Annotated in this window: 18 protein-coding genes; 17 read left to right on the forward strand and 1 reads right to left on the reverse strand. The window is 42.4% G+C overall.

The features are described from left to right. Positions 1-6 precede the first annotated feature (6 nt). From RIE73_RS04340 to RIE73_RS04400, 13 genes are all read left to right on the forward strand, one after another. Positions 7-996, forward strand: coding sequence for a sulfotransferase family protein (locus RIE73_RS04340; RefSeq protein WP_446400022.1), 990 nt, complete (start codon positions 7-9; stop codon positions 994-996). Positions 997-1,208: 212 nt separating this feature from the next. Then, positions 1,209-2,357 (forward strand): polysaccharide pyruvyl transferase family protein, encoded by a 1,149-nt coding sequence (locus RIE73_RS04345; RefSeq protein WP_446400023.1) that lies wholly within the window; start codon positions 1,209-1,211, stop codon positions 2,355-2,357. A 404-nt stretch (positions 2,358-2,761) separates the two neighbouring features. Next, positions 2,762-3,664, forward strand: a complete 903-nt coding sequence (locus RIE73_RS04350) for a glycosyltransferase (protein WP_446400024.1) — start codon at positions 2,762-2,764, stop codon at positions 3,662-3,664. Positions 3,665-3,905: 241 nt separating this feature from the next. After that, a complete protein-coding gene (locus tag RIE73_RS04355; RefSeq protein WP_446400025.1) occupies positions 3,906-4,070 on the forward strand; it encodes a hypothetical protein in 165 nt (54 codons plus the stop codon). 442 nt (positions 4,071-4,512) lie between these two features. Beyond that, positions 4,513-5,379, forward strand: coding sequence for a glycosyltransferase family 2 protein (locus RIE73_RS04360; protein ID WP_446400026.1), 867 nt, complete (start codon positions 4,513-4,515; stop codon positions 5,377-5,379). A gap of 148 nt (positions 5,380-5,527) precedes the next feature. After that, entirely contained in the window at positions 5,528-6,925 is a 1,398-nt protein-coding gene (locus tag RIE73_RS04365) for an O-antigen ligase domain-containing protein (protein WP_446400027.1), read from the forward strand. Positions 6,926-7,789: 864 nt separating this feature from the next. Continuing rightward, positions 7,790-8,746, forward strand: a complete 957-nt coding sequence (locus RIE73_RS04370; RefSeq protein ID WP_446400028.1) for a sulfotransferase — start codon at positions 7,790-7,792, stop codon at positions 8,744-8,746. Positions 8,747-8,893: 147 nt separating this feature from the next. After that, positions 8,894-10,024 carry a glycosyltransferase family 4 protein gene (locus tag RIE73_RS04375; protein ID WP_446400029.1) on the forward strand — a complete coding sequence of 377 codons (1,131 nt, stop codon included), beginning with the start codon at positions 8,894-8,896 and terminating at the stop codon, positions 10,022-10,024. A gap of 523 nt (positions 10,025-10,547) precedes the next feature. Then, positions 10,548-12,224: an alkaline phosphatase family protein gene (locus tag RIE73_RS04380; RefSeq protein ID WP_446400030.1), complete on the forward strand. Its 1,677-nt coding sequence runs from the start codon at positions 10,548-10,550 to the stop codon at positions 12,222-12,224. 486 nt (positions 12,225-12,710) lie between these two features. Then, positions 12,711-13,418, forward strand: coding sequence for a PEP-CTERM sorting domain-containing protein (locus tag RIE73_RS04385; RefSeq protein WP_446400031.1), 708 nt, complete (start codon positions 12,711-12,713; stop codon positions 13,416-13,418). A gap of 170 nt (positions 13,419-13,588) precedes the next feature. After that, the gene (locus tag RIE73_RS04390; RefSeq protein WP_446400093.1) at positions 13,589-14,410 is read left to right on the forward strand and encodes a sulfotransferase domain-containing protein; all 822 of its coding nucleotides are present in this window, start codon (positions 13,589-13,591) and stop codon (positions 14,408-14,410) included. A gap of 48 nt (positions 14,411-14,458) precedes the next feature. After that, complete coding sequence (locus RIE73_RS04395) at positions 14,459-15,280, forward strand: sulfotransferase domain-containing protein (RefSeq protein ID WP_446400032.1); 822 nt, start codon at positions 14,459-14,461, stop codon at positions 15,278-15,280. Between the two features lie 350 nt (positions 15,281-15,630). Continuing rightward, positions 15,631-16,503 (forward strand): hypothetical protein, encoded by an 873-nt coding sequence (locus RIE73_RS04400; protein WP_446400033.1) that lies wholly within the window; start codon positions 15,631-15,633, stop codon positions 16,501-16,503. A gap of 7 nt (positions 16,504-16,510) precedes the next feature. Here the strand turns inward: RIE73_RS04400 and RIE73_RS04405 are convergent, their stop codons facing one another. Beyond that, positions 16,511-17,335, reverse strand: coding sequence for a sulfotransferase family protein (locus RIE73_RS04405; protein WP_446400034.1), 825 nt, complete (start codon positions 17,333-17,335; stop codon positions 16,511-16,513). Between the two features lie 447 nt (positions 17,336-17,782). On the opposite strand from RIE73_RS04405, the gene RIE73_RS04410 reads away from it, so the two are divergent. The 4 genes from RIE73_RS04410 to RIE73_RS04425 all read left to right on the forward strand — a co-directional run bounded on the left by RIE73_RS04410 (position 17,783) and on the right by RIE73_RS04425 (position 21,630). Next, positions 17,783-18,730, forward strand: a complete 948-nt coding sequence (locus RIE73_RS04410; RefSeq protein WP_446400035.1) for a hypothetical protein — start codon at positions 17,783-17,785, stop codon at positions 18,728-18,730. Between the two features lie 37 nt (positions 18,731-18,767). Beyond that, positions 18,768-19,613 carry an FAD-binding protein gene (locus RIE73_RS04415; protein WP_446400036.1) on the forward strand — a complete coding sequence of 282 codons (846 nt, stop codon included), beginning with the start codon at positions 18,768-18,770 and terminating at the stop codon, positions 19,611-19,613. An 11-nt stretch (positions 19,614-19,624) separates the two neighbouring features. Beyond that, on the forward strand, positions 19,625-20,710 hold the full coding sequence (locus RIE73_RS04420; protein WP_446400037.1) for a polysaccharide pyruvyl transferase family protein: 1,086 nt from the start codon (positions 19,625-19,627) through the stop codon (positions 20,708-20,710). Between the two features lie 101 nt (positions 20,711-20,811). Next, positions 20,812-21,630, forward strand: a complete 819-nt coding sequence (locus tag RIE73_RS04425; RefSeq protein WP_446400038.1) for a sulfotransferase domain-containing protein — start codon at positions 20,812-20,814, stop codon at positions 21,628-21,630. Positions 21,631-21,748: the final 118 nt, after the last annotated feature.

Below are 21,748 nucleotides of genomic sequence, written 5' to 3' on the forward strand. Positions count from 1 at the left end.
TAAGCCTTGCGCCCCTACATTTGGGTGTACCTCACGCACCTGGGAGCCGTTTTACATAACGCAAAACTCAACATTCTCGGAAATAAAAATATGCGCTTACCTGACTTCTTAATTATAGGTGCTGCTAAGAGCGGAACAACAACATTATTTAGGTATTTATGTAAGCATCCGCAATTCTATAACCCATATAAAGATCGTGATATTTTGGGCAAAAAAGGAAACAAAGAACCTAATTTTTTTAGTCGCGATGATATTTATGCCAAAGGAATTGACTGGTATGCTTCACTGTTCAGTCGGGCTAGACCTGATCAAGTTTGTGGTGAGGCAACAACAGACTATACCAAGTATCCGCAGTTTCCAGAATCGGCAGCGCGTATCGCTAAACATCTGCCTGATGTAAAGATGATTTACATTATGCGACATCCAGTAGATCGGGCATATTCTTACTATGTACATCTTAATCGCACTAATCGCAAATTAAATTTTCAAGAAACGTTTGAAGAGCATATTCAAAAAACAACGGTTTCCCTAGATGGCAGCAATTATATGTTACAAATAGAACAATATCTCAAGTTTTTTCCTAAGGAAGCATTCCTTTTCCTGTTAATGGATGACTTGGTTCAGCAGCCTAAAGATACCTTGAAAAAAGTTTTCAATTTTATTGGTATTGATGATGGAATTGATGTGATGTCAGAAAATGAGGTGGCTGCCAATAAAGCAAGTCAACATTTGGAAAATATTCATCGTTCCAAGCTATTTGCTCCTTTGCGTAAAATTCCAGGAGCGAATTCAATGAGGATGTTGCTGCCTCAGTCGTGGAAAAATCAGATCTACCAGATGTTAAAGAAGACCGCTTACGGAGAACAGGTTAAGAAACAATACTACCCTCAGCCAATGCTTCCAGAAACCCGTCAGATGTTGTTAGAGAGATTCCAGGAACCGAATCAAAGACTGTCTGAATTTCTAAATCGAGATTTATCCCATTGGTCTAAATAGACCAACAGATATGACGGTAAGCTGTCCAATCGTTAGTCAATTAGTAAAAAGCCCGTAATCATGCTAGTAAAGGCAGAAGTCCGAAGGCAGATGGCAGAAGGCTATAAGGAACATAATGTAGCTGCTTTTAAGGAGCTTGTTAACTGGTTAGTATTTGAAGCCGCGCTGCACTATTTTTCCCGTACTTTTGAAATAACAGCTACAAAAATGTCATGATTTCTCTTCATGGGGCTTACTACAATAATAACTTTGGCGACTTACTGCTAATCAAAATTTTTGAGAATTGGATTAAAAGCAAAGTCAATCAGACCATTGTCTATCCTTTAGTACCCAAGCCAGATCGAGATAGCTTTAGGACTCATTTCCCTAAGGCAATTATTGGTCTAGAACAAAGCCAACGTTGGCAAGCTTTAATTTATGCCGGAGGAGGATATTTCGGCGAACCTGAAAGTAACCGCAATAAGACTTTTGGTGGAAAATGGAGTAAACGATTCTTTCGCCTACATGTATTACCTGCTGAAATTTGTCTGTGGCGGAAGATTTCTTATGCAATACTGGGAGTAGAAGCCGGACCCCTTTCCAATATCTTTGTCAGACAGGAAGTCAGACGCATCGTCAAAAATGCCAAAGTCTTATCGGTTCGCAACATAGAATCAAAGCAATTTTTACAAGAAGAATTAGGTATTCATTCTCATATAGTCGTTGCTCCAGATGCGGCTTTGGCATTGAATGAAACAGATATTCCCACCGCTGAACTTGAGGTCGTGACTCAACGCTTAGCCCCCTATAAAGGAAGGGTATTATTGGGAATTCATCAACCCTCCCTTTATCTGAGAAAAAATCCTCAAGCCGAGTTATTGAGAAAAAGTTTACTAGCGTCTTTGACTTCAGCTTCAGATGTTATCCCCATCCTTTTTTCAGATGATGGGGATATTCATTCATCCCAAAAATCCTGTAACAATTTAGCCCACATAATTCAGAATTCTACGGGCAAGCAATGTTTAGAATTTCCATTCCATGGACTATGGGAAACGACGGCATTAATTTCTCAATTATCAGCCGTTTTAACCCCCAAGCTTCATGTTGGCATCGTAGCTTACGGTTTAGGTGTCTACTGTGAATCCTTTGCCAATCATCAAAAAACACCTCGTTTCTACAGACAGATTGATCGCCCCTCACAATGCACCAGGCTTAACGATGTAACTGAAGATACAGTTATGGAAAAAATAGACCGTGCCATCCAAAGTAGTCGCCGTCAAGTATCCATTCGTGATCAGAATTGGTATAAACTCAAAGAAGAGGCACGGCTTAATCAAAGTCTGTTATTCTCTTTCCTTGATTCAGTTGTGTCCAGTCGTTAGGAATCTCTTTGCCACGGCGATTAAAATCGCTGCTACACAAATGTATGCGAAGCCTTCCCGAAGGGTAGTCCGCCTACGCGGACTGGATTATACTCTGCACAGTCATAATCTGTCATTCTGAGTCCTGAGCGAAGCGAAGGAACTGAAGCGGAGTGAAGAATCTCACCAGATGCTTCGCTCAGGACTATGACAAATAAGCTGTTCGGCATTTAAACCTTAATGTCAATAATGGCGAAAGGATGGTAGTGCGAGCATCTTGCTCGCTACTAATACCCAATTTAAATGCATGACAGCTTACTCAGATTGTGATCGTGTGCAGTATATAAAATACGTGGCTAACCCAAACTCAGTATAAAATTGCGGAAAAATGGTAATTCTAGCCAAATATCATTAACCCCATTCTTATGCCGCCCCAAATCAGTGTTATCATGTCGGTCTACAACGGCACTCGTTACTTAAACGAGTCGATAGCAAGTATTCTCAGTCAAACATTTACGGATTGGGAATTTATCATCATCAATGATGGCTCGACTGATAACTCTGAGTCCATAGTGCAAGGGTGGCAAAAGCAGGATGAGCGGATTAAACTGATTAGCCGGGAGCATAAGGGGCTGACGATTTCGCTCAATGAAGGACTCAGTTATGCTCAAGGACAATATATTGCCCGCATGGATGCTGACGATATTGCCTTACCCGATAGATTTGCCAAACAAGTGGCGTTTCTAGACGAAAATCCTGACCATGTAGCCGTTGGTTGTCGCATGTTAGTCATTGATCCTGAAGGGATGCCCATTTTTACCTGCTCAAAACTAACCACTCATGAAGAAATTGATGCGGCATACATGGCGGGTCAAGCTGGGATTATTGGTCATCCAGCGGTTATGATGCGTCGTAGTGTCCTGCAAAGCATTGGTGGTTATCGGGAAAAATTTACCTACGCACAGGATCGAGATCTGTTCTTAAGACTCGCAGAAGTTGGCAAACTCGCCAATCTGCCAGACACACTGATGAAATTCCGCTTGTACCCCACGAGTGTCGGTCACTCTCGGCGTTCTGAACAAAAACAGTGCGCCCATTTAGCCACAATAGAAGCCCATCAGCGCCGAGGATTGGAACCGCCCATCCTATCGGATAGTAGCAGTGAACCGTCCAAGTCAATCAGCGGCTTACACCGTCAATGGACGTGGTGGGCATTAAGATCGGGTAATCTGGCAACAGCAAGAAAGCACGCGCTCTTAGCCTTAGCCAGACAACCCCTGGCGGTGGAATCATGGAAAGTTTTTGCCTGCGCTTTGCGTGGATGGTGACCTAGACTTAAGCCCTCAACTAAAGTACTGGCTCAAAGCTGAAACCCGTTGAAACGGGTTCAAAGAGTTATAGCCGTAGACACATCAATTAGGACAAACGAACTGTTGTAGAGACGCGCCATGGCGCGTCTCTACCAAATGATGCGTCCTAACCGCTATGGCGATTATAATTCATTTATTTCCAGTCTATGCGAGTCAGCGCCATTTAGCTTACAGCGCTTTTCAAGTCATAGGTTCGTAGTTGCGCTTTAGCGCCGTAAACGTTCGCATCACTGAGTTACGTCCTCCTACACCGACTCTACTGTCGTGGCACACCTTATTTGATGAATTAGAATTACGCCCCGAAACCGTAGGGGCGCAAAGCTTTGCGCCCGATTCAATGGTAAAATCTATTCCACAATTTTAGCTGTGTCAGTCCACTACTGTCGTGGCACACCTAAAATGGTAGATTAGAATTGTAGGGGCGCAAGGCTTGCGCCCAGTTTAAGCGTCAAATCTATTCCACAATTTTAGCTGTGTCAGTCCAGTAGGCTTCCTTTGTTGCCTGCCGTTTTAGAACGACGCTTCTAACGTTTTATAGGGGGGAATCCCTTTTCAGAACAGGAAACGAGGGTGACGAGAATGTACCTCATCGGTGTGCCATACCACTACTGGAATAGCACACTAAAATGGTGTAAGGTACCCACCAGAGCGATCGCCTTGCTTACAGAAAATCTTTAGAAGACTGGTCGGGGCGGGTTTAGTCGTTTATAAAAAAGGTATCACCGATAACATTTTAATACAACTCACCCTTACCCAAAAGGAGTCTTCTTAAATCCTAATCGGCGTTTCTATGAGTTCTGTATCCTATGTCTCAACCCGTAGACTTACTGCTAATTACATGGAACCGCCGAGAGTATGTGGAAAAGACACTGCCGAATCTTTTAGCCGATCCGTCAGACTTTCGCTTGTATTGCTGGGACAACGCCTCTACAGATGGCACAGCCGACTTGATTGCCTCGATCAACGACCCCCGCCTGGTCAAGCGCCATTTCAACCCGGAAAATGCTGTTCAGTACCAGCCTTGTCTCTGGTTCTTTGAAACAGCTACCAGTGATGTCATTGGTAAGATTGATGATGATATCCTTCTACCAGAAGGTTGGACGGAGCGAATCGCGCCAATGATCCGCAAAGAACCAAAGTTTGGCATGTTAGGCTGCTGGATTTTCATGCCGGAAGATTGGAACGAAACCCTTGCCCAACACAATATTATAGAGTTATCCGGTGAACGGGTATTCCGTTGTATGGGAATTCAGGGGCAATCTTTTCTAGCGCGACGCGATTACCTGATTCGCTACCATAAAAAAACCCGTCATGGTCTTCCTGTGGCTCGATTTACCATGTCTGTGGATGGTTTGGTTAATGGATATCCGGTTCCCTTGCTATACGCTCACAATATGGATGATCCGCGATCGCCAATGAATGTCAAAACCAAATCAGGGCGTCTAAAACCCGATTCAGCCCTAAGCGCCAGAAACCTCAAGTTTGACTCGGCTGAGGCATTTGGACAATGGATTGCCGCTGATGCGCTGCGTCGGCAAACCGTTCCTTTCGATAGGCAGATGCAGATCAAGTTGACTCAGCTTCAATGCAATAAGACCCGACTGGGAAAGATTACATTTAAGCTATGGAAACGATTTTGTTACTCCAAAATTAAGCATTGGATTTTAGACTGATATCACAGATAGGAGGGTTTAATTTATTCGAGCTTATCCCATACAAATTAGGTTATGTAAATGTTATAAAAACCTTGATCAATGATAAACTAGAAAGTATTTGTTAAGCTTAAAACAGCTCAATTACCGCTTATTTGAAGCTAAAATAATGACTCCCCAAGCTCAATTGGCAATGCTTGCCTGGATACCACTACTGTTGTACCTGTTTACTCGGTTCCCTGTACAGAAGGCAGTGGTTATTGGATTCATCGGCGCTTGGCTATTTCTACCCCAGAGAGCAGCATTTTCGTTTATCGGTTTCCCGGACTATAACCGAGTATCAGCAGCAAGTTATGGCATTTTGCTAGCGACTTGCATCTTTGATGTGGGGCGCTTTCATTCCTTTAAATTCCGTTGGCTTGATCTGCCAATGCTAATTTGGTGTGTATGTCCTTTAGCTTCATCCCTGAGCAATGGCTTGGGACTTTATGATGGTCTTTCACAAACTCTAAGTCAAACGGTACAGTGGGGATTTCCTTATTTTCTCGGTCGCATCTATTTCAACGATCTTAAAGGATTGCGTCTGTTGGCAATTGCCATTTTCCTGGGTGGCATGGTTTATGTGCCTTTATGCTTGTACGAAGTTCGCATGAGTCCCCAACTACACAGAATGGTGTATGGTTACTTTCCCCATAGCTTTCTACAAACCATGCGTTATGGCGGATTTAGACCGCAAGTGTTTATGCAGCACGGTTTAGCCGTGGGCGTGTGGATGATGGCAGCGACCCTAGTCGGAATTTGGCTGTGGCAAGCCGGGGTGATTAAAAAAGTCTGGGGAATACCCATAGGTTGGCTCGTACCCCTGTTGCTGATTACTTTTATCCTGTGTAAATCAACGGGAGCATTGTTGCTGTGTGGCTTTGGACTGATTATCCTATTTGCCGCCCGCTGGCTCCGCACCGCCCTACCCTTATTACTTCTGATTGGGGGTATCTTTTTCTACCAATCCTATGTAGCCATGGGACAGTTTACACCGCAACAGCAGGATCAGGTTCTTTCCTTTGTGAGCCAGATAACCAATGAACAACGAGCTAGTTCATTAGAATTCCGATTTGATGCGGAGCAACTTTTGGGAGAAAAGGCAAGGCAGCGGATAATTTTTGGTTGGGGCGGATGGAACCGAAACCGTGTGTATGAGTATAATCGATGGGGAGAACCTATAGATCTGACCATCACTGATAGTTTTTGGATGATTACTTTTGGCAATAGAGGGTTAGTGGGCATATTCAGTATAACAGCCGCCCTATTGCTACCTGTGGTAGTCTTGTGTTGGCGTTATCCGGCTCAATACTGGTTTAATCCTAAAGTCGCACCAGCTATTGCGGTGGCAGTTACTGTAACGCTGTATATGAATGATAATCTGATAAATAGTATGTTTAACCCAGTCTTTCCACTGGTTAGTGGGGGAATAGCAGGATTTGTACTGCAAGGGACAAAGGTTCATAAAAAAATGAGAGGTAATCACCCATTAGTGGCAAGGTCTGCGTTAATCCAAAAGAGGCAATAGTAGTGCTAGATTAAACCTCAAACGTCATTACATTTACATATTGGGGCGCAAGGTTTGCTAGGGGAGCATGTCAGTTCTGCACAAAACGTTCAAGTAGGTTGGGTAGAGCAATAGCGAAACCCAACAGGCTTTCTCTAAGTTGGGTATACTCTACCCTTCGGAAACGCCAAAAGCGAACGAGAAGGCGAGAGCCTACGTTTCAAGGACTCAACCGACTTGCGCTGCCATGCTCACCTTGCTATCCATATTAACTTAAGCTCATACGTTCGGAATTGATCGGGAAACGCCCTCACCCCCAGCCCCTCTCCCAACGTTGGGCTATCCTTTATACACATCTTTCTTAACAATCCTGAAAGCCTTGTTTCACAAGGCTTTCAAAGTCAAGGAATTCCAATATACTTGACAAATTACCACAAACCTTTCTTGATAAAAGCTTAAATTTATTGAGAATTTGCTATGTAGGAATGGGGGTTGGAGAGGGCGAGAGCGATCGCTCTCGCTAATGTTAAGAAAAATGTGGGTAATGCATAGCAACGTTGGGAGAGGGGAGCAAGATAGGAGTAGTGTAGAGATGTGCCTGATCTGTTTAAGCTGTCATATCATGTCCGCCTAAATAACCGTAATATCCTTCTTCCTTGCAACCTTCCTCCTTCCCTTCTGCCCTGGAGCCTTCTGCCCTCTGCCTTGTCTCCAACTAAATGTGAGTATTCAACCGGACATAATATCATGCATTTAAATTGGGTATTAGTAGCGAGCAAGATGCTCGCACTACAAGGATTTCGTCATTATTGACATTAAGGTTTAAATGCCGAACAGTTTAACTGTAACTTGGTATGATTGTGAAACCAAGAAAAGGAGGCGAGGATGTCAGATTACATCTTAATCGTAGGACAAGGGCGTTCGGGGACAAACTGGTTACTCGACCTCCTCGACCTTAGCCCCGATACTCATTGTCGCAATGAACCGAATGAGTTGGAAAATTCCCCTCTCGCCCAATTCCCCTCGCCGACTGTCCGATACCCCCTTGATGATTCTTTTCCCTCTGAGTGGGATCAAGCGGTTGCCTCAGTTTCTTTAAGTATGGGCGATCGCGACCGAATTGGCACTCGTCGGAAGTCCCATATCTATGAACCTGTGCGTCGGTTAGGCGGTGGTTTGATTCTGGGGAAACGTCGGGTACGTCAGTTCCTTTCCCCTGTGTTTCCTTGGTTAGGACAACCGGAATGGTTCGTTCCTTGGTGGTTTGCTCACCCAGATGCCTTGAAGCAAGCGTTGACTGTTTTAAAGATTAACATGGCGCCAGCCTGGGCGGATTGGGTTCTACGCAATCGTCCTACTGTTCTGGTGATTCATATTGTCCGACATCCGGGTGGATTTTTGAATTCGATGAGTCGTCGCTATTGGGCGGATCAGGATATTACGGTGGTTAAGCAGAATAACCGGGAACGCCTTAGGCAGATTATAAACTATGAACCGGAGTGGGCTGAACGGTTTGGCGATATAGACGCCATGTCTGTCGAGGAATCGGAGTTGTGGTATTGGCGCTATGCTAGCGAAACCATTCATACTACAGGTGAGGGACGTGCCAACTATGTGCAGCTAGTCTACGAGGATTTAGTTGCAAATCCCATTGAGGTGGCGAAGCATGTTTATGATAAATGTCATCTATCCTGGACAAAGGACATCGAAGCGGAGATAGCCAAAAGTGCATCAAGTTCCACCGCGATCGCGACGGCATGGTATAAGAAGTTAGAGCCAGAGCAGATCGAGTTAGTCGAGCGCATTCTGGATAGCAGTCCTCTGTCTCAGTGGTGGGAGTAGCCATCGCCGGAAACGGCTGAAAACGTTAGTTAGGAGGCTGACGCCGTTATTAAAAATGTTTGCCTTAAACAATATTTTACTTAATCGCGTTATAGTTTGAGCAAAAAATAAAGAGGATTTGTCGGAAACTATTCAGGTAGGTCAACAATGCCAAACCATCGAGTTGGATTTTTCTCGTCTCGTAATTACTTAGATAGAAATGCCTTTTCGGGGACTCTCAACTCGATGTACAGGGCATTAAAAGCAACAGAGCTTCAGGTGGTGGATTTAGGCAATCCCCAAACCCCTTATCGCTGGCGGAAGATTTGGAACCGGGCAAGGAAAGATAAGTCGTCTGGGAAAATAGGTTCCCCTGATTACCTGGTTGAGTATACCAAATTCGCTTATGAGGTACAAAAGCAGATTATTCAACGAAATTGTGATCTGCTTTTTGCTCCCGTTGCTTCAGAGGAGTTGAGTTTTTTTCAAACCAATTTACCAATTATTTATTATTCAGATACGACGTTAAAATTATATCAAAAATATTATCCTTTAGATTTAGATGAGCAAGAGATCGAATGGAAAGATCGGCAAGAAAAGATAGCGGTATCAAAAGCGACTAAGTTAGTGTATTCCTCAGAATGGGCAGCTCAGTCGGCGATCGAGGATTATCAGGCGGATGCAACTAAAATTGAGATAATTCCCTTGGGGGCAAATTTAGATGACCCGCCTTTGGCAGAGCAAGCCCTATCTCGAAAACTGGCTTCACCCTGTCAGTTGTTATTTGTGGGCAAAGATTGGCAGAGGAAGGGGGGAACGATTGTCTTTGAAACCCTAACGGCGTTACTTGAACAAGGGGTTGAGGCGGAACTGGTGGTTGTGGGAACGGTGCCGCCAGTTAAGCATGAGAAACTGAAGGTGATTCCTTATTTAAATAAAAATGTGCCGCAGCAGCGACAGAAACTGAATGAGTTGTTTCTGCAGTCCCATTTTTTTGTTTTTCCCACTCGTGCTGAATGTTCACCCATTGTGATTTGTGAAGCCAATGCGTTTGGTTTACCCGTGTTGACTACGGATGTGGGTGGTATACCAACGATAGTTAAGTCCGGAGAAAATGGTTATATGTTACCGCTTTCGGCGTCAGGAGCGGAGTATGCTGGTTTAATCGCCGATATCGTTTCAGAACCGAATCGCTATGAGCAGTTGGTTCACTCTTGTCGCCGGGAATATGATCAGCGTTTGAACTGGGATAAGTGGGGGGAAAGAATGTCTCAGATCATTGGAGATATGCTGGATTGAGAAGAAGCTTTGGCGACTCGAAGTCGCTGCTACACAAACCAAGTCCGCCTGCGCGGACTGGATGATAAAGGTACTGTGTCAACCCGTAGGGTGCGTTAGCGAAGCGTAACGCACCGCACCGTATATCAAGAAGCCCTGGCGACTCAAAGTCACGGCTACACAAACCAAGTCCGCCTGCGCGGACTGGATTATAAAGGTACTGTGTCAACCCGTAGGGTGCGTTAGCGAAGCGTAACGCACCGTATATCAAAGCTTTGGGGGTTACTACTAAAATAGGGTTTTGTGTGTAGTAAGCACGAAGAGTGCTATAACGCTTAGCTGGAGAGGGCTGAAGCCCTCACTACGAACCAATTCTAATCCACCAAATAAGGTGTGCCACGCCACTACAACCTATTCCACAGTGCTTACAGCACTGTTGCCAGCCGCCACACTCTATAGTATCAATATCGACAATATTTACTCAATCGGCTATTGTCTGCTAAATTGTAGGCACAGAATACTGCACTCAACCGAGGCTAACTTCATGGTAAAGGGCAAGCATCCGGTTATCGCCATCGGGCTAGATGCCGCTGAACCGTCCCTACTGGAAAAGTGGATGGCGCAAGGATACCTAAAAAATCTTAGCCGTCTGCGGCAGCAGGGAATCTATGGGCGTCTGGATAATTTCCGAGACTCGAATGTGGAAACCGCCTGGACAACCTTTGCCACCGGGAATCCACCCCAGAAAACAGGGTTTTGGGCGCACATGGGATTGCGGGAAGGAACGTATAACTTTGAAACCCGCGCGGCGTATGATTTTCAAGAGTATCCCGCTTTTTACGCCTTGGGTGAGGAGTATCGAGTCGCCGCATTCGATGTTCCCCAGGTGCGGCTGACGGATCAGATAAATGGGGTAGAGGTGGCGGGTTGGGGAGCGCACTCGCCGCAAGTGGATACGGGTTCGTTACCGGAAACCCTGTATCAAGAGTTGGTTGATCAGCATGGTGCGAGTCCAGCATTGCACAACGACTACTCAGTGTGTCTGGATTTGCCGAAAACCTTTCAGGTTGAGGAACGGTTAAAGGTTGGCATTGAACGGCGATCGGCGATTTGCCAGGATTTGCTAGAACGGGAAAACTGGGATTTATTTTTGACAGTATTCAATGATCCGCATTCTGGGGGTCATCTGTTTTGGCACTTGAGCCAACCGGATCATCCGTTATATGAATCTCTAAGATCCCGTATCTCCCATGACCCTTTGCTGGCAGTTTACCAGGACATGGATCGTGCGATCGGGGAGATTTTGACGAAGGCGCCTGATGATGCCTATATTGTGATCTTCTCTGCTCATGGTACGGGAACGGCTACCATTGATTTACCCAGCTTTGTCTATCTGCCTGAATTTCTTTACCGCTATAATTTTCCCGGTAAATGGGGACTTGGCTATGGAAAAGTTTCAGATCCCTTGCCACCCCCGTTAACCAAGATGAAGTGGAACTGGTGGGAGCGGCATTTATGGGGAACCAAGTATGATCCGAATCCCATTCGGCGTTTTCTGCGGCGGGAAACGCCGTCTCGACTGTTTAAGCTGATTGAACCTTGGCTTGATTCTACTCAGGAACCGGATTTAATTTCATCCTTCCAACTCAAACGCCAAGGGGAGCGAGTGGTACCGTGGAATCCAGCTCAATGGTATAAACCCCTGTGGCACTCGATGAAGGCATTTGCCTTACCCAGTTTTGCTGAGGGGTATGTCCGGATTAACCTTCAGGGGCGAGAACCGCAAGGGATTGTGCCGCCGTCGGAGTATCATGCTCTATGTGATGAGCTGTGTGAGAAGCTTTATGCGCTTAAAGATGCTCGTAAGGGGATACCGATGGTTAAGCGCATTGTGCGGACACGGAATGATCCGAATGAGCGCGATCCGAAGTTGCCCGATGCTGATTTAATTGTGGTATGGCAGGAAGAGTATCCTACGGATGTGATGGATAGTCCTGAGTATGGGCGGTTTGGTCCTCTACCGCCTTATCGCGGAGGCAGTCATCGTCCAGAAGGGTTTATTATGGCGTTGGGTTCGGGTATTGAGGCTGGATCGAGTTTATCAGAGGGTCATGTCATGGATTTGGGACCAACGATTCTGGACTTGATGGGAGCGCCAATTCCGGAATGGTTGCAGGGTAAGCCTTTACCGCTATGGGAACACCAATTCCAGAGAATTTAATGATAAACCTTCAGAGGGGGGCACCAGTGAACCTGTTGTTTATGGGTCAGATACCTGAGGGGGATAGTCAACCATGCGTAACCCGATCAGAGGGTAGCGCAACAGGAAGTCAAAGGAGAGCGCTGGTACTGGTATTGGTGTCGGGTTCTCCTATATTTTTTGCCCCTCACTTGTTTAGTCAATATTTCTTTACAGTGTCTTTAAGATTAAAGCCGTATTCTTCACCGTTACTTTATACAAAACCTGGAGTTTAGCATCTATCCTAGATAGAAAGTCAGTAGGTCATTTACGGATTGCCTGTAAGTTACCACTAAGGCTAGAGTAAATCGTCGTGAAACTGCTGTAAGAATTAAGATGAAGTTCTGGATTCTGTAACAACTCCCACTGGGGAGGTGTGAGAGCTAGAAAGATGATTAATTCAACAAAATGCTCATTGCCTGAGTTGTGGGGGCGGTGACATCCTAAATGTAGTCAAAGGAATCCAATATGACACAAACAAAAATAATCAATACCCTCGTTAAAGGTTTACCCTTAGCCGCTCTTAGCGCTACCGTCCTAGCGGCTCATCCAGCGGATGCAGCCATTATAGGGACAAAAGGACAAGTAGAAATACTTGACACTCCTTTTTGGCTCCTCGATAACTACTTCGCTACACCAAGGGAAAAGCATTTGCTAGCATTTGACGAAAAACAGAACGTCGTATTGCCTCGAGATATAGAGATAAGTGATCCGACAAATTGGGACAAGCTATCAGATTTAGATACGATCAAACAGGGGACTCGGGTGAATAGCCACTTTATATATATGTGGAACCCAACCCCCTCAGAAGGGCGAGTAGAGGCAAGTGCTACTATTACCTTTGATACACCTATTATTGGTCTAATGGGCGATCGCCGTCTTATTGTTCCTACTAACGATATCTTTTTCCCAGATGATCGGGGTGTATCTAGGATTGGCACTTTAGACGAACCCTCACTTCCTCGAGATATCGCGACGATTACAGGAGATAGGGGAAATGTATTAGAAGTGTCGTTTACAACTCACTCAGCAATGGACCCGATTCGTGTGATTACGCAAGTACCCGCAGCGCCTGAACCTCTCACCATCCTTGGTACAGGAACAGCGTTAGGATTTGCTCCCTTGCTCAAAAGGGCATACTCGAAGAAAAAAAATAAAGACAAGAACAAGGACTAATCTAGCCGCGAAAGCAGTCAGCGAACCTCTGTCTACCCCAGCCAAAATCATGGTACACTTCAAATAAATAAGTTGTGTATATTGAGCAAATTCAGTCTAGCTAGCTATGACACCTTATGGTATATAGCTAGCTTAGCTATAAAATACTTCTAGGTAGGTAAGAAAATTAAATAATGAAGCAATTGGTTAAAGGATTAGTTTATCCCATAATTAAGTCGAAACCTGACTTCTTAATTATCGGAGCGCAGAAGGCGGGAACGACTTCACTCTATCGCTACCTGAGTCAGCATCCTCAAATTATGGAAAACAAAACATGGAAAGAAATTCGTTACTTTGACTTACCTGAAAATTATAGTCAAGGTTTTGGCTGGTACTTAGGGCATTTTCCATCTAAATTTTCCAAGGGAAATAAACTAACTTGTGATGCCTCACCGAGCTATCTCTACTTTCCACACATACCTAAGCTGATTAAGCAAGATTTAGGAACTATTAAAATGATTGCTGTACTAAGAGAGCCTGTTTCTCGTGCTTATTCAGCCTGGCAGATGTATCACAGTTTTTCTGATAATCCCAATGAAAACTTAAAAGCCATAGCAGATGAAAGAAGTTTTGCTGAGGCGATTGAACAAGAGCTAAATCCTGAGTCTAATACAGCCAAATATCCCTATGATTATATTGACCGGGGAAAGTATGTTGAGCAACTAGAAAATTATTACAATTATTTCGACAGAGATAGTATTTTAGTATTGAATGTTGCTCAATTCCGGAAGAATTTAGAAACAGTGCTAAATTACGTCTGTGACTTCCTGAATATAGAAAACTTCCCCGAAAATGAGATAAATAATTTTAATAATCAAAAGCACAATACTGGTAAGTATAAATTCTCGAAAACCCCTGAAGATCAAGAGAAAATGGAGTTATTAAAAAGTTATTTTACTCCTTTCAATGAGAGACTCTATACCCTTTTAGGTACTCATTATAATTGGCAATAATGAAGCCTGATCGAGACAAGTTACTATCAGCGACAGAACAGTGATGCAATGATAAAACAATCCCTAAAAAAGATAGTCTATCCACTATATCCATTGATTAAGTCAAAACCTGATTTTTTGGTAATAGGAGTGCAAAGATCAGCTACAACCTCTCTGTATCACTACTTAACTCAACATCCTCAAATCGTAGTTACTCACAAATGGAGAGAGACCTACTACTTTGACCAACCCGAAAATTACAGCAAGGGTTTTGGCTGGTATGTAGGGCATTTCCCCTCTAAACTCCGCAAAGGAAATAAACTGACCTTTGAAGACTCACCCAGTTATCTCTACTATAAACATATCCCACAGCTAATCAAGCAAGACTTGGGCAATATTAAAATGATTGCCATCCTGAGAAATCCTGTCGATCGCGCTTATTCAGCTTGGCAGATGTATCATAGCTACTCCAATCTCCCACTCAAACATTTACGAGAGAGAGCCGATGAAAGAACATTTACTCAAGCCATTGAACAAGAACTGAATCCGGAACTCCCCCCCCCTGAATATCCTTACAACTATATTGATCGGGGGAAGTATGTACAACAACTCGAAAATTATTATACCTACTTTGACAAAAATAACATTCTCGTCTTGAACTTCGAGCAGTTGAGCAATGATTTAAGTTCAGCCCTCCAGCAAATCTGCGATTTTTTAAACATCGAACCCTTTCCGGATGAGAAAATCAAGCAGTTTCAGCAGAAAAAGCACGCGGCGGCTGCCTATGTAAGAAGTGCTGGCGATGAGCAAGTCTTAGAACACCTCAAAAATTATTTTGTTCCGTTTAATGAAAAACTCTATGAACTTTTAGGGACTCGTTATACCTGGTGAGGACGGAGATAATATAGAATATAAATAATATAGACGCCAAGACCTCAAACTCTCTGCCCCCCAAAAATCCAAGCCAATGTCTGTCCAAACCACTTCGAGTATTAAAAGCTTACAATTTGTCAACTTGATTGAGGTTTAACATTGAATTTAAGGAGACTTAGGAATAGGGTTTATAAATTGCATTATTTTCTAGAAAAAATAGTAGTTGGTGACAACAGGTTTGCCGGAAATTTATTTATTTAAGGGATTCATCGCCTTGTAATTTTTACGAAAAAATGCCATTACTAATTATATATCTCTAAAAACTCCTGAATTCCCGCCATTCAACAAGTAAACATATAGCTAGCCTAATGCCACAAAAACTAACCCGAAAACTACGCAGCTCAATCACCTCAACCCTCCCGAAAACCTGGGCTAAACCTGCCAGAAAACTGGCTCGCACTTTCGACCAAGTAATCGGCTGGCTGCCATCTCACTGGCGATTGGGTAGCGTTGCTATGTTTCACGTCGGCAGATGTGGTAGTACCGTTGTTGGCAACTTACTTGACCAACACCCAAAAATATACTGGGATGGTGAAGTCGTTTACAACGAGTATAGTTTCAACAACTACCAACTCAAACCCTTTGATACAAAAACATTCTTCCGTCAACAAATGCTAGTTGCGGGTAACCGCTTCTACGGCTTTGAGGTGAAAGTCCACCCCGAACAGCAACTGGCAATCCTCCATCAAACTCTACCCGAGTTAGTTAATGAACTCCCGGAACTAGGCGTCGAACGGTTCATTGTGTTGGAGCGCAAAAACTATCTCCGGCGGATAATCTCAGCAATTCTTGGCTATCAAACTAAAACTCGACATCTCAATTCCAAGAGTAAAGCCAAATTGACCCAGACGCGACTGGATTTGGACAAGGTAGCCTTTGGTATTGTTTACAATCCCAAGCCTTTAATCAATTGCTTAGAGGAAATCGACCAAACCTATCGCCAACTCGAATCACTGCTGGAGGACAAATCGTCACTTTGGCTGACCTACGAAGACGATATCCTTCCTGATCCCCGTATTGCCTATCGTAAGATATGCAAATTCATCCAAGTCGAGCCGATGGCGGTTGATATTCTCAACCAGCGAACCAATCCATTCCCCATCCGCGAAATTGTGGAAAATTACGACGAACTAGAAGCGATGTTGAAAGGAACTAAATTTGAGTGGATGTTAACTGAATGAAAGATTATTATTCTGAATCTATCATCAAACAATAGTCAGATAAACTCGCGTAACATTGATTGAACGCATGCGTTGCTTTCTCAATTATATTGGGGAAGATGCTGATATCTACATTTTTATTATTTTTCATAATTTTCCCTGCTTGTATGTTAGCGGAAGGATCACCTACATATTTACGACCTGTTGTTCGTAGGATCTGGTATTGCTCCGAAAAGGCATGTTGCACATTCAGGAACTCTTGTAATCTTTTCAAAACCGACTCAGTTTGATGACATAGTTGGTCATAAGTGAGCAAAAGACAACGTTCTTTGTTGTCAATCAGTTTAGCATGATTTTCCAGAGATAATAAACGCCCTGTGTAATACTCTAAAGCTTTTTCTTGATTTAAATTGTGCATCAGCTTGAGCATACTGGCTAGACTAGACTCAGGTTCTCGAATCAAAAAAATAACGAACGTTTTGTCAGACTTAAGAATATCGGAGTTATTGATTAAACCATGACGATGAATGCGATCATGAAGAATTTTATCCAAAAGATAGGTTTCCGATACTCGGAACTGGCGTAGAGTAAAATGCACGTCAGCCATCAATTGATAGAAATCCTTCTCTGATGAATATTGGGTAAAAGTCTCACCAAAACCCAACACTTCTGGATTAGTATTAAGGATGTGTGTGAGCAGGGAAGAGCCAGAGCGCATGTGACTCAGGATAAAAAGTTTAAGTGGAGGTTCTTTCCCCTTAAAATGCCATAAATAGTAGTGATAGAGTGACTGTCTCCCAACTTGACTCATGAAGTTACGGAGGTTTGCAGCAATTGCGAAATTTTTTTCCATGACCCCACAGTTGAACGATGAGTGCTATTTTCTTTATTCTTGACTGACGTCCTCACATCCGTCTAGTCGCCATAGTGAGCCGTCGCAAGAAGTCAAAAGTCAGTAGAGACGTTCTGCTGGAACATCTGTACCAAGCCTCCAACTGGGTTATTTGGTAGCAAATGCTACTTGTTTCGTCACTTCAGCAAACGGTTTCGTTTTCTAGAGCGTAGGTCAAGTAGTCCGTAAGGAGGACAACGAAACATCGGCATTTTACCAAGAAACCCAGTTTCTTGACCGATACCCTAGACTGGTGTTCTCTAGGCAAAATTTGATTGCCTTATTTATATTTACAAAATCTTTAAACTCATGGATTGCCCTCTCGTGTTATACATGTAATTATAGTACATGCTCCACCCAAACCTTTTCTACATTTAATCTCAAACAAAAAACTAAAAAACAAATCCCATGCCAAACCCGATTAGAGATGCAGCGATAGTTATATATGAAAACCGACCCAGCCATGAGATAGCTCTCAAGCTTCTTCTCCTCAGTCTCAGCGCTCACTCTCCTCAGGCTGATATTCACATTTTTGCTCCTCAAGCAACTGATAGTTTCCAAAACTGGGTGAGTTCTCATAGCGCCTCATCGCATTTGCACTTGCAATCTCCCAGCGTCGCCACGGGAATTAATGTGAAAGCAGATGCCCTGCTTTGGGCATTAGACCGAGGCTATACCCGTTCAATGTGGCTCGATAGTGACATGATTCTATCAAATCCCTTACCTAAAATACTCCTTGACCAACCAACGAATGTCCTTGTGGCATCTGAACTGCCCAAGCCATCCAAGACTCATGAACGAACGTTAGGTTGGGGTTTAGAACCGGGTCGCTCTTTTGTTTATAACCCTTCAGCTTGTTGTATTCAGGTTACCCAAGCCCATCGACCTTTGCTTGAGCAGTGGAAAAATATGATGGAATCTTCTGAATATAAAACCTGGCAGGCTCGTCCGCGTAACGAGCGACCCAGACATGCCAGAGGCAGTGATGCTCTTTTGATTGCTCTTTTAGGTTCTAAACAGTATGAAAACCTACCCATCAAGCTATTAAGAAATGGACGGGATATTGCTCATTGTGGTATACCTAGTAGTTATAGTTCGATTCAACGACTCATGAGCCTTAGTTGGGGTGTACCTCCGATCATTCATGTAATGGCTAAAAAGCCCTGGCTGGCTCAAGGCAATCAACTCATATACGCGACTATATCACCTTATGCTTGCGTTGCCCGCCGCTATAAAGAATTACTTCAGGAAGATATAGAATGGCTTGAAATCCCCAAAAATTGGTTAGGTATATGGCATAATCTGTTTAGAGGGCATCCGGCTTTAAGCAGTTTACCCTTGGCTATTCGATCTTAACTTTTAACACGATCAATTATTTTACTTAGATAAAAATATGGAACTCGTTAGAACGGTTACAAGTGATAATTTATCTTTCTATAGAACTTCACATATCTTTGAAAACTATGGAGAATTTGAAACAATTGACCAGTTCCGCGAGTATTGCCACTGGGCAAAAGAAAATAATTGCAATATATATATATTAGGCAACGGTTCAAACACCTTATTCGTTCACAAAAAAATTAAATCATTGATTTTAAAAAACAAGCTTCCTAAAACTATAAATGTTCTTTCTGAAAATCGATTAGAAGTTTATTCTTCGGTTTTGGTAATAGATGTCTTAAAATATTGCCAGAAAAACTCCTTAAACTCGTTTTATTATCTGGCATCAGTACCAGCAACCATTGGAGGGGCACTGGCTATGAATGCCGGTCGGGGTAGAAGACATGGGTTGACCATATATGACTTCGTTGAAAGTGTGGTCGTGTTTGATTTTGAAAATTCTTGCCTAAAAACTCTAAACAAAAAAGAGATTGTGAAAGGCTATAGAGAAACGATATTTACGGGGAGTCAATCGTGTCTTATTCTTAGTGCGACTTTTGGTTTTAACCCTATTACTCTAGAATCTAATCCCATAGCCGAGAGGTGTAAATGGTCAAAAAAAGCTCAAGACTATTCAGCCCCAAATTGTGGCTCTGTATTTAAGGTAGCTGATAGTCGCATTTTAAAGCGATTAAAAGGTTTATGGATTGGTCAATCAGGATTTTCCGCTAAGACAACGAATTGGATACTAAATAAGTCTACGAATAGTAATTCTATTCTTATACTTATTGCTATAGCTAAACTGTTACATATCCTGCTGAGAAAAAAGGCAGAACTGGAAATAATTACTGTTGATTGAGTTGAGAAGACATGAAAGTAGGAATTTTAACTTTTCATCATACGACCAACTACGGCGCTACTCTACAAGCCTACGCTTTATGGAGTACTGTAAAAAGCTTGGGATTTGAAGCTGAAGTTATTGATTATCGCCCCTATCGTGCCGTTTATTTCTATCTAAAAGAAACATTTCCCATTTATTTCTATAATAAAAAACTACTCAAAAATCGCTGGTTTATATACAGTTTATTGAAAGCGTGGAATATGAGAAAATTTTTGCAAGAAAAGATTAAACTGAGTTCACGAATATTTTATAGAAAATCAGGGTTAAAATTTTATTCTGAGACCTATGACCTAGTGATATGCGGCAGTGATCAAGTTTGGTGTCTTGATCCGTTTATTCGTGGCTTCGATCCTTCATATTTTTTGGATTTTGTTGACGATAAATCTAAAAAAATAAGTTATGCCGCTAGCTTTGGTAACACGAGCGATCTAGGTGAACATAAATATTCAATATGTAATCATATTGCTAAGTTTGACGATATTTCAGTTCGAGATACCAATAGTAAGCGACTAATTGAAAACGAATGTAACCGTTCGGCTAAGATAGTAGTTGATCCAACATTTTTAGTCAATTATGACGAAATCATAGATTTGCCCAACTCTAGTCAAGATTACCTACTTGTATATATCCCATCTGGACTAACTAAAGAGCAAGAGCGCATCATAAATTCGGTAGCAAAAATTAGACAATTAATAGTAATTTCTGTAGGAAAATATATGCCTACAGCCACTAAAAACTTGATTGATATCAGCCCAAAAAAATGGTTGGGATACTTCAGTCAAGCTTCATTTGTAATAACTAGCACTTATCATGGCTCCATTTTTTCTATTATATACAAGAAGCCTTTTATGGTTTTTGGAAAAAAAGCGAAATCTAATAAAGTTGCTGATTTACTAAGTAGATTGGAACTCGGAGATATTGTGATATCAGATTTAAATGATTATGAGTTAATCATGCAAAAATCATTAAATATTGACTATCAATTGGTTCATGAAAATCTCAAGCCAGAAATTGATAAATCAAAAGAATATTTATTCAACGTTCTCAAGTCATAATTCATGGTCATGAATTAGATAGATAATCTGGCTTGTATGAACTAAAATTAATATTTATTATGCTAGACTGATTATCAATAAAATACTTTAGCGTATAAATAATGATTAAAAAACTAATTAAAAGTGGAATTTATCCAATTTTTAAGTCCCAACCTGACTTTTTAATTATTGGAGCGCAAAAAGCAGGAACAACCGCGTTGTATCGTTATCTGAGCCAACATCCTCAAATTCTAGAGAATAATACATGGAAAGAAATTCACTACTTTGACAAAAGCGAAAACTATCGTTACGGGTTTGGCTGGTATTTGGGACATTTTCCTTCTAAGTTGAAAAAGCAGCACAAACTGACCTGTGATGCGACACCTAGCTATCTCTACTTTCAACATGTTCCTAAATTGATAAAACAAGATTTAGGAAATATCAAAATGATCGCTGTATTGAGAGACCCTGTTGCTCGTGCCTACTCATCATGGCAGATGCATCACAGTTTTGTCAATAATTCTAATGAACAGTTGAAAGCGATAGCCGATAAAAGAAGTTTTGCTACAGCGATTGAACAAGAGCTAAATCCTGAGTTTAATCCGGCAAAATACCCTTATGATTATATTGATAGGGGGAAGTATGTTGAACAGCTAGAAAATTACTATAATTATTTTGATAGAGAAAGTATTTTAATCTTAAACATTGAGCAATTTCGTGACAATTTGAAGTCCGTCCTCAATCGCGTCTGTGATTTTCTCAAGATCGAAAATTTTCCTCAGGCTAAGATTGATAATTTTCATAATCAAAAGCACAATGTAGGTAAATATAAATATTCAAAAACTCCTGATGACGAAGCCAAAATAGAGTTACTGAAAAATTATTTTGCTCCCTTTAATGAAAAGCTTTATGCTCTGTTGGGAACTCGGTATAACTGGTAATAACAAACGCCCGTTAGGATAAGTTCCTTATTAGAAAGTACAGAGCAGGCTAAGAAGTGCGTCAGTACTACCCTACACCTACTCTGTGTTATACGCTATAGGATAACCTCCCATATTC

Source organism: Coleofasciculus sp. C1-SOL-03, from assembly GCF_040220555.1.
In the GTDB taxonomy this organism is placed as follows: Bacteria; Cyanobacteriota; Cyanobacteriia; order Cyanobacteriales; family Coleofasciculaceae; genus Coleofasciculus.

Bases quoted from the DNA above. Each gene is read 5' to 3' on its own strand.
- RIE73_RS04345 (WP_446400023.1), top strand. From the start codon at position 1,209: ATGATTTCTCTTCATGGGGCTTACTACAATAATAACTTTGGCGACTTA.
- RIE73_RS04350 (WP_446400024.1), top strand. From the start codon at position 2,762: ATGCCGCCCCAAATCAGTGTTATCATGTCGGTCTACAACGGCACTCGT.
- RIE73_RS04360 (WP_446400026.1), top strand. From the start codon at position 4,513: ATGTCTCAACCCGTAGACTTACTGCTAATTACATGGAACCGCCGAGAG.
- RIE73_RS04365 (WP_446400027.1), top strand. From the start codon at position 5,528: ATGACTCCCCAAGCTCAATTGGCAATGCTTGCCTGGATACCACTACTG.
- RIE73_RS04370 (WP_446400028.1), top strand. From the start codon at position 7,790: ATGTCAGATTACATCTTAATCGTAGGACAAGGGCGTTCGGGGACAAAC.
- RIE73_RS04375 (WP_446400029.1), top strand. From the start codon at position 8,894: ATGCCAAACCATCGAGTTGGATTTTTCTCGTCTCGTAATTACTTAGAT.
- RIE73_RS04380 (WP_446400030.1), top strand. From the start codon at position 10,548: ATGGTAAAGGGCAAGCATCCGGTTATCGCCATCGGGCTAGATGCCGCT.
- RIE73_RS04385 (WP_446400031.1), top strand. From the start codon at position 12,711: ATGACACAAACAAAAATAATCAATACCCTCGTTAAAGGTTTACCCTTA.
- RIE73_RS04395 (WP_446400032.1), top strand. From the start codon at position 14,459: ATGATAAAACAATCCCTAAAAAAGATAGTCTATCCACTATATCCATTG.
- RIE73_RS04400 (WP_446400033.1), top strand. From the start codon at position 15,631: ATGCCACAAAAACTAACCCGAAAACTACGCAGCTCAATCACCTCAACC.
- RIE73_RS04405 (WP_446400034.1), bottom strand. From the start codon at position 17,335: ATGGAAAAAAATTTCGCAATTGCTGCAAACCTCCGTAACTTCATGAGT.
- RIE73_RS04410 (WP_446400035.1), top strand. From the start codon at position 17,783: ATGCCAAACCCGATTAGAGATGCAGCGATAGTTATATATGAAAACCGA.
- RIE73_RS04415 (WP_446400036.1), top strand. From the start codon at position 18,768: ATGGAACTCGTTAGAACGGTTACAAGTGATAATTTATCTTTCTATAGA.
- RIE73_RS04420 (WP_446400037.1), top strand. From the start codon at position 19,625: ATGAAAGTAGGAATTTTAACTTTTCATCATACGACCAACTACGGCGCT.
- RIE73_RS04425 (WP_446400038.1), top strand. From the start codon at position 20,812: ATGATTAAAAAACTAATTAAAAGTGGAATTTATCCAATTTTTAAGTCC.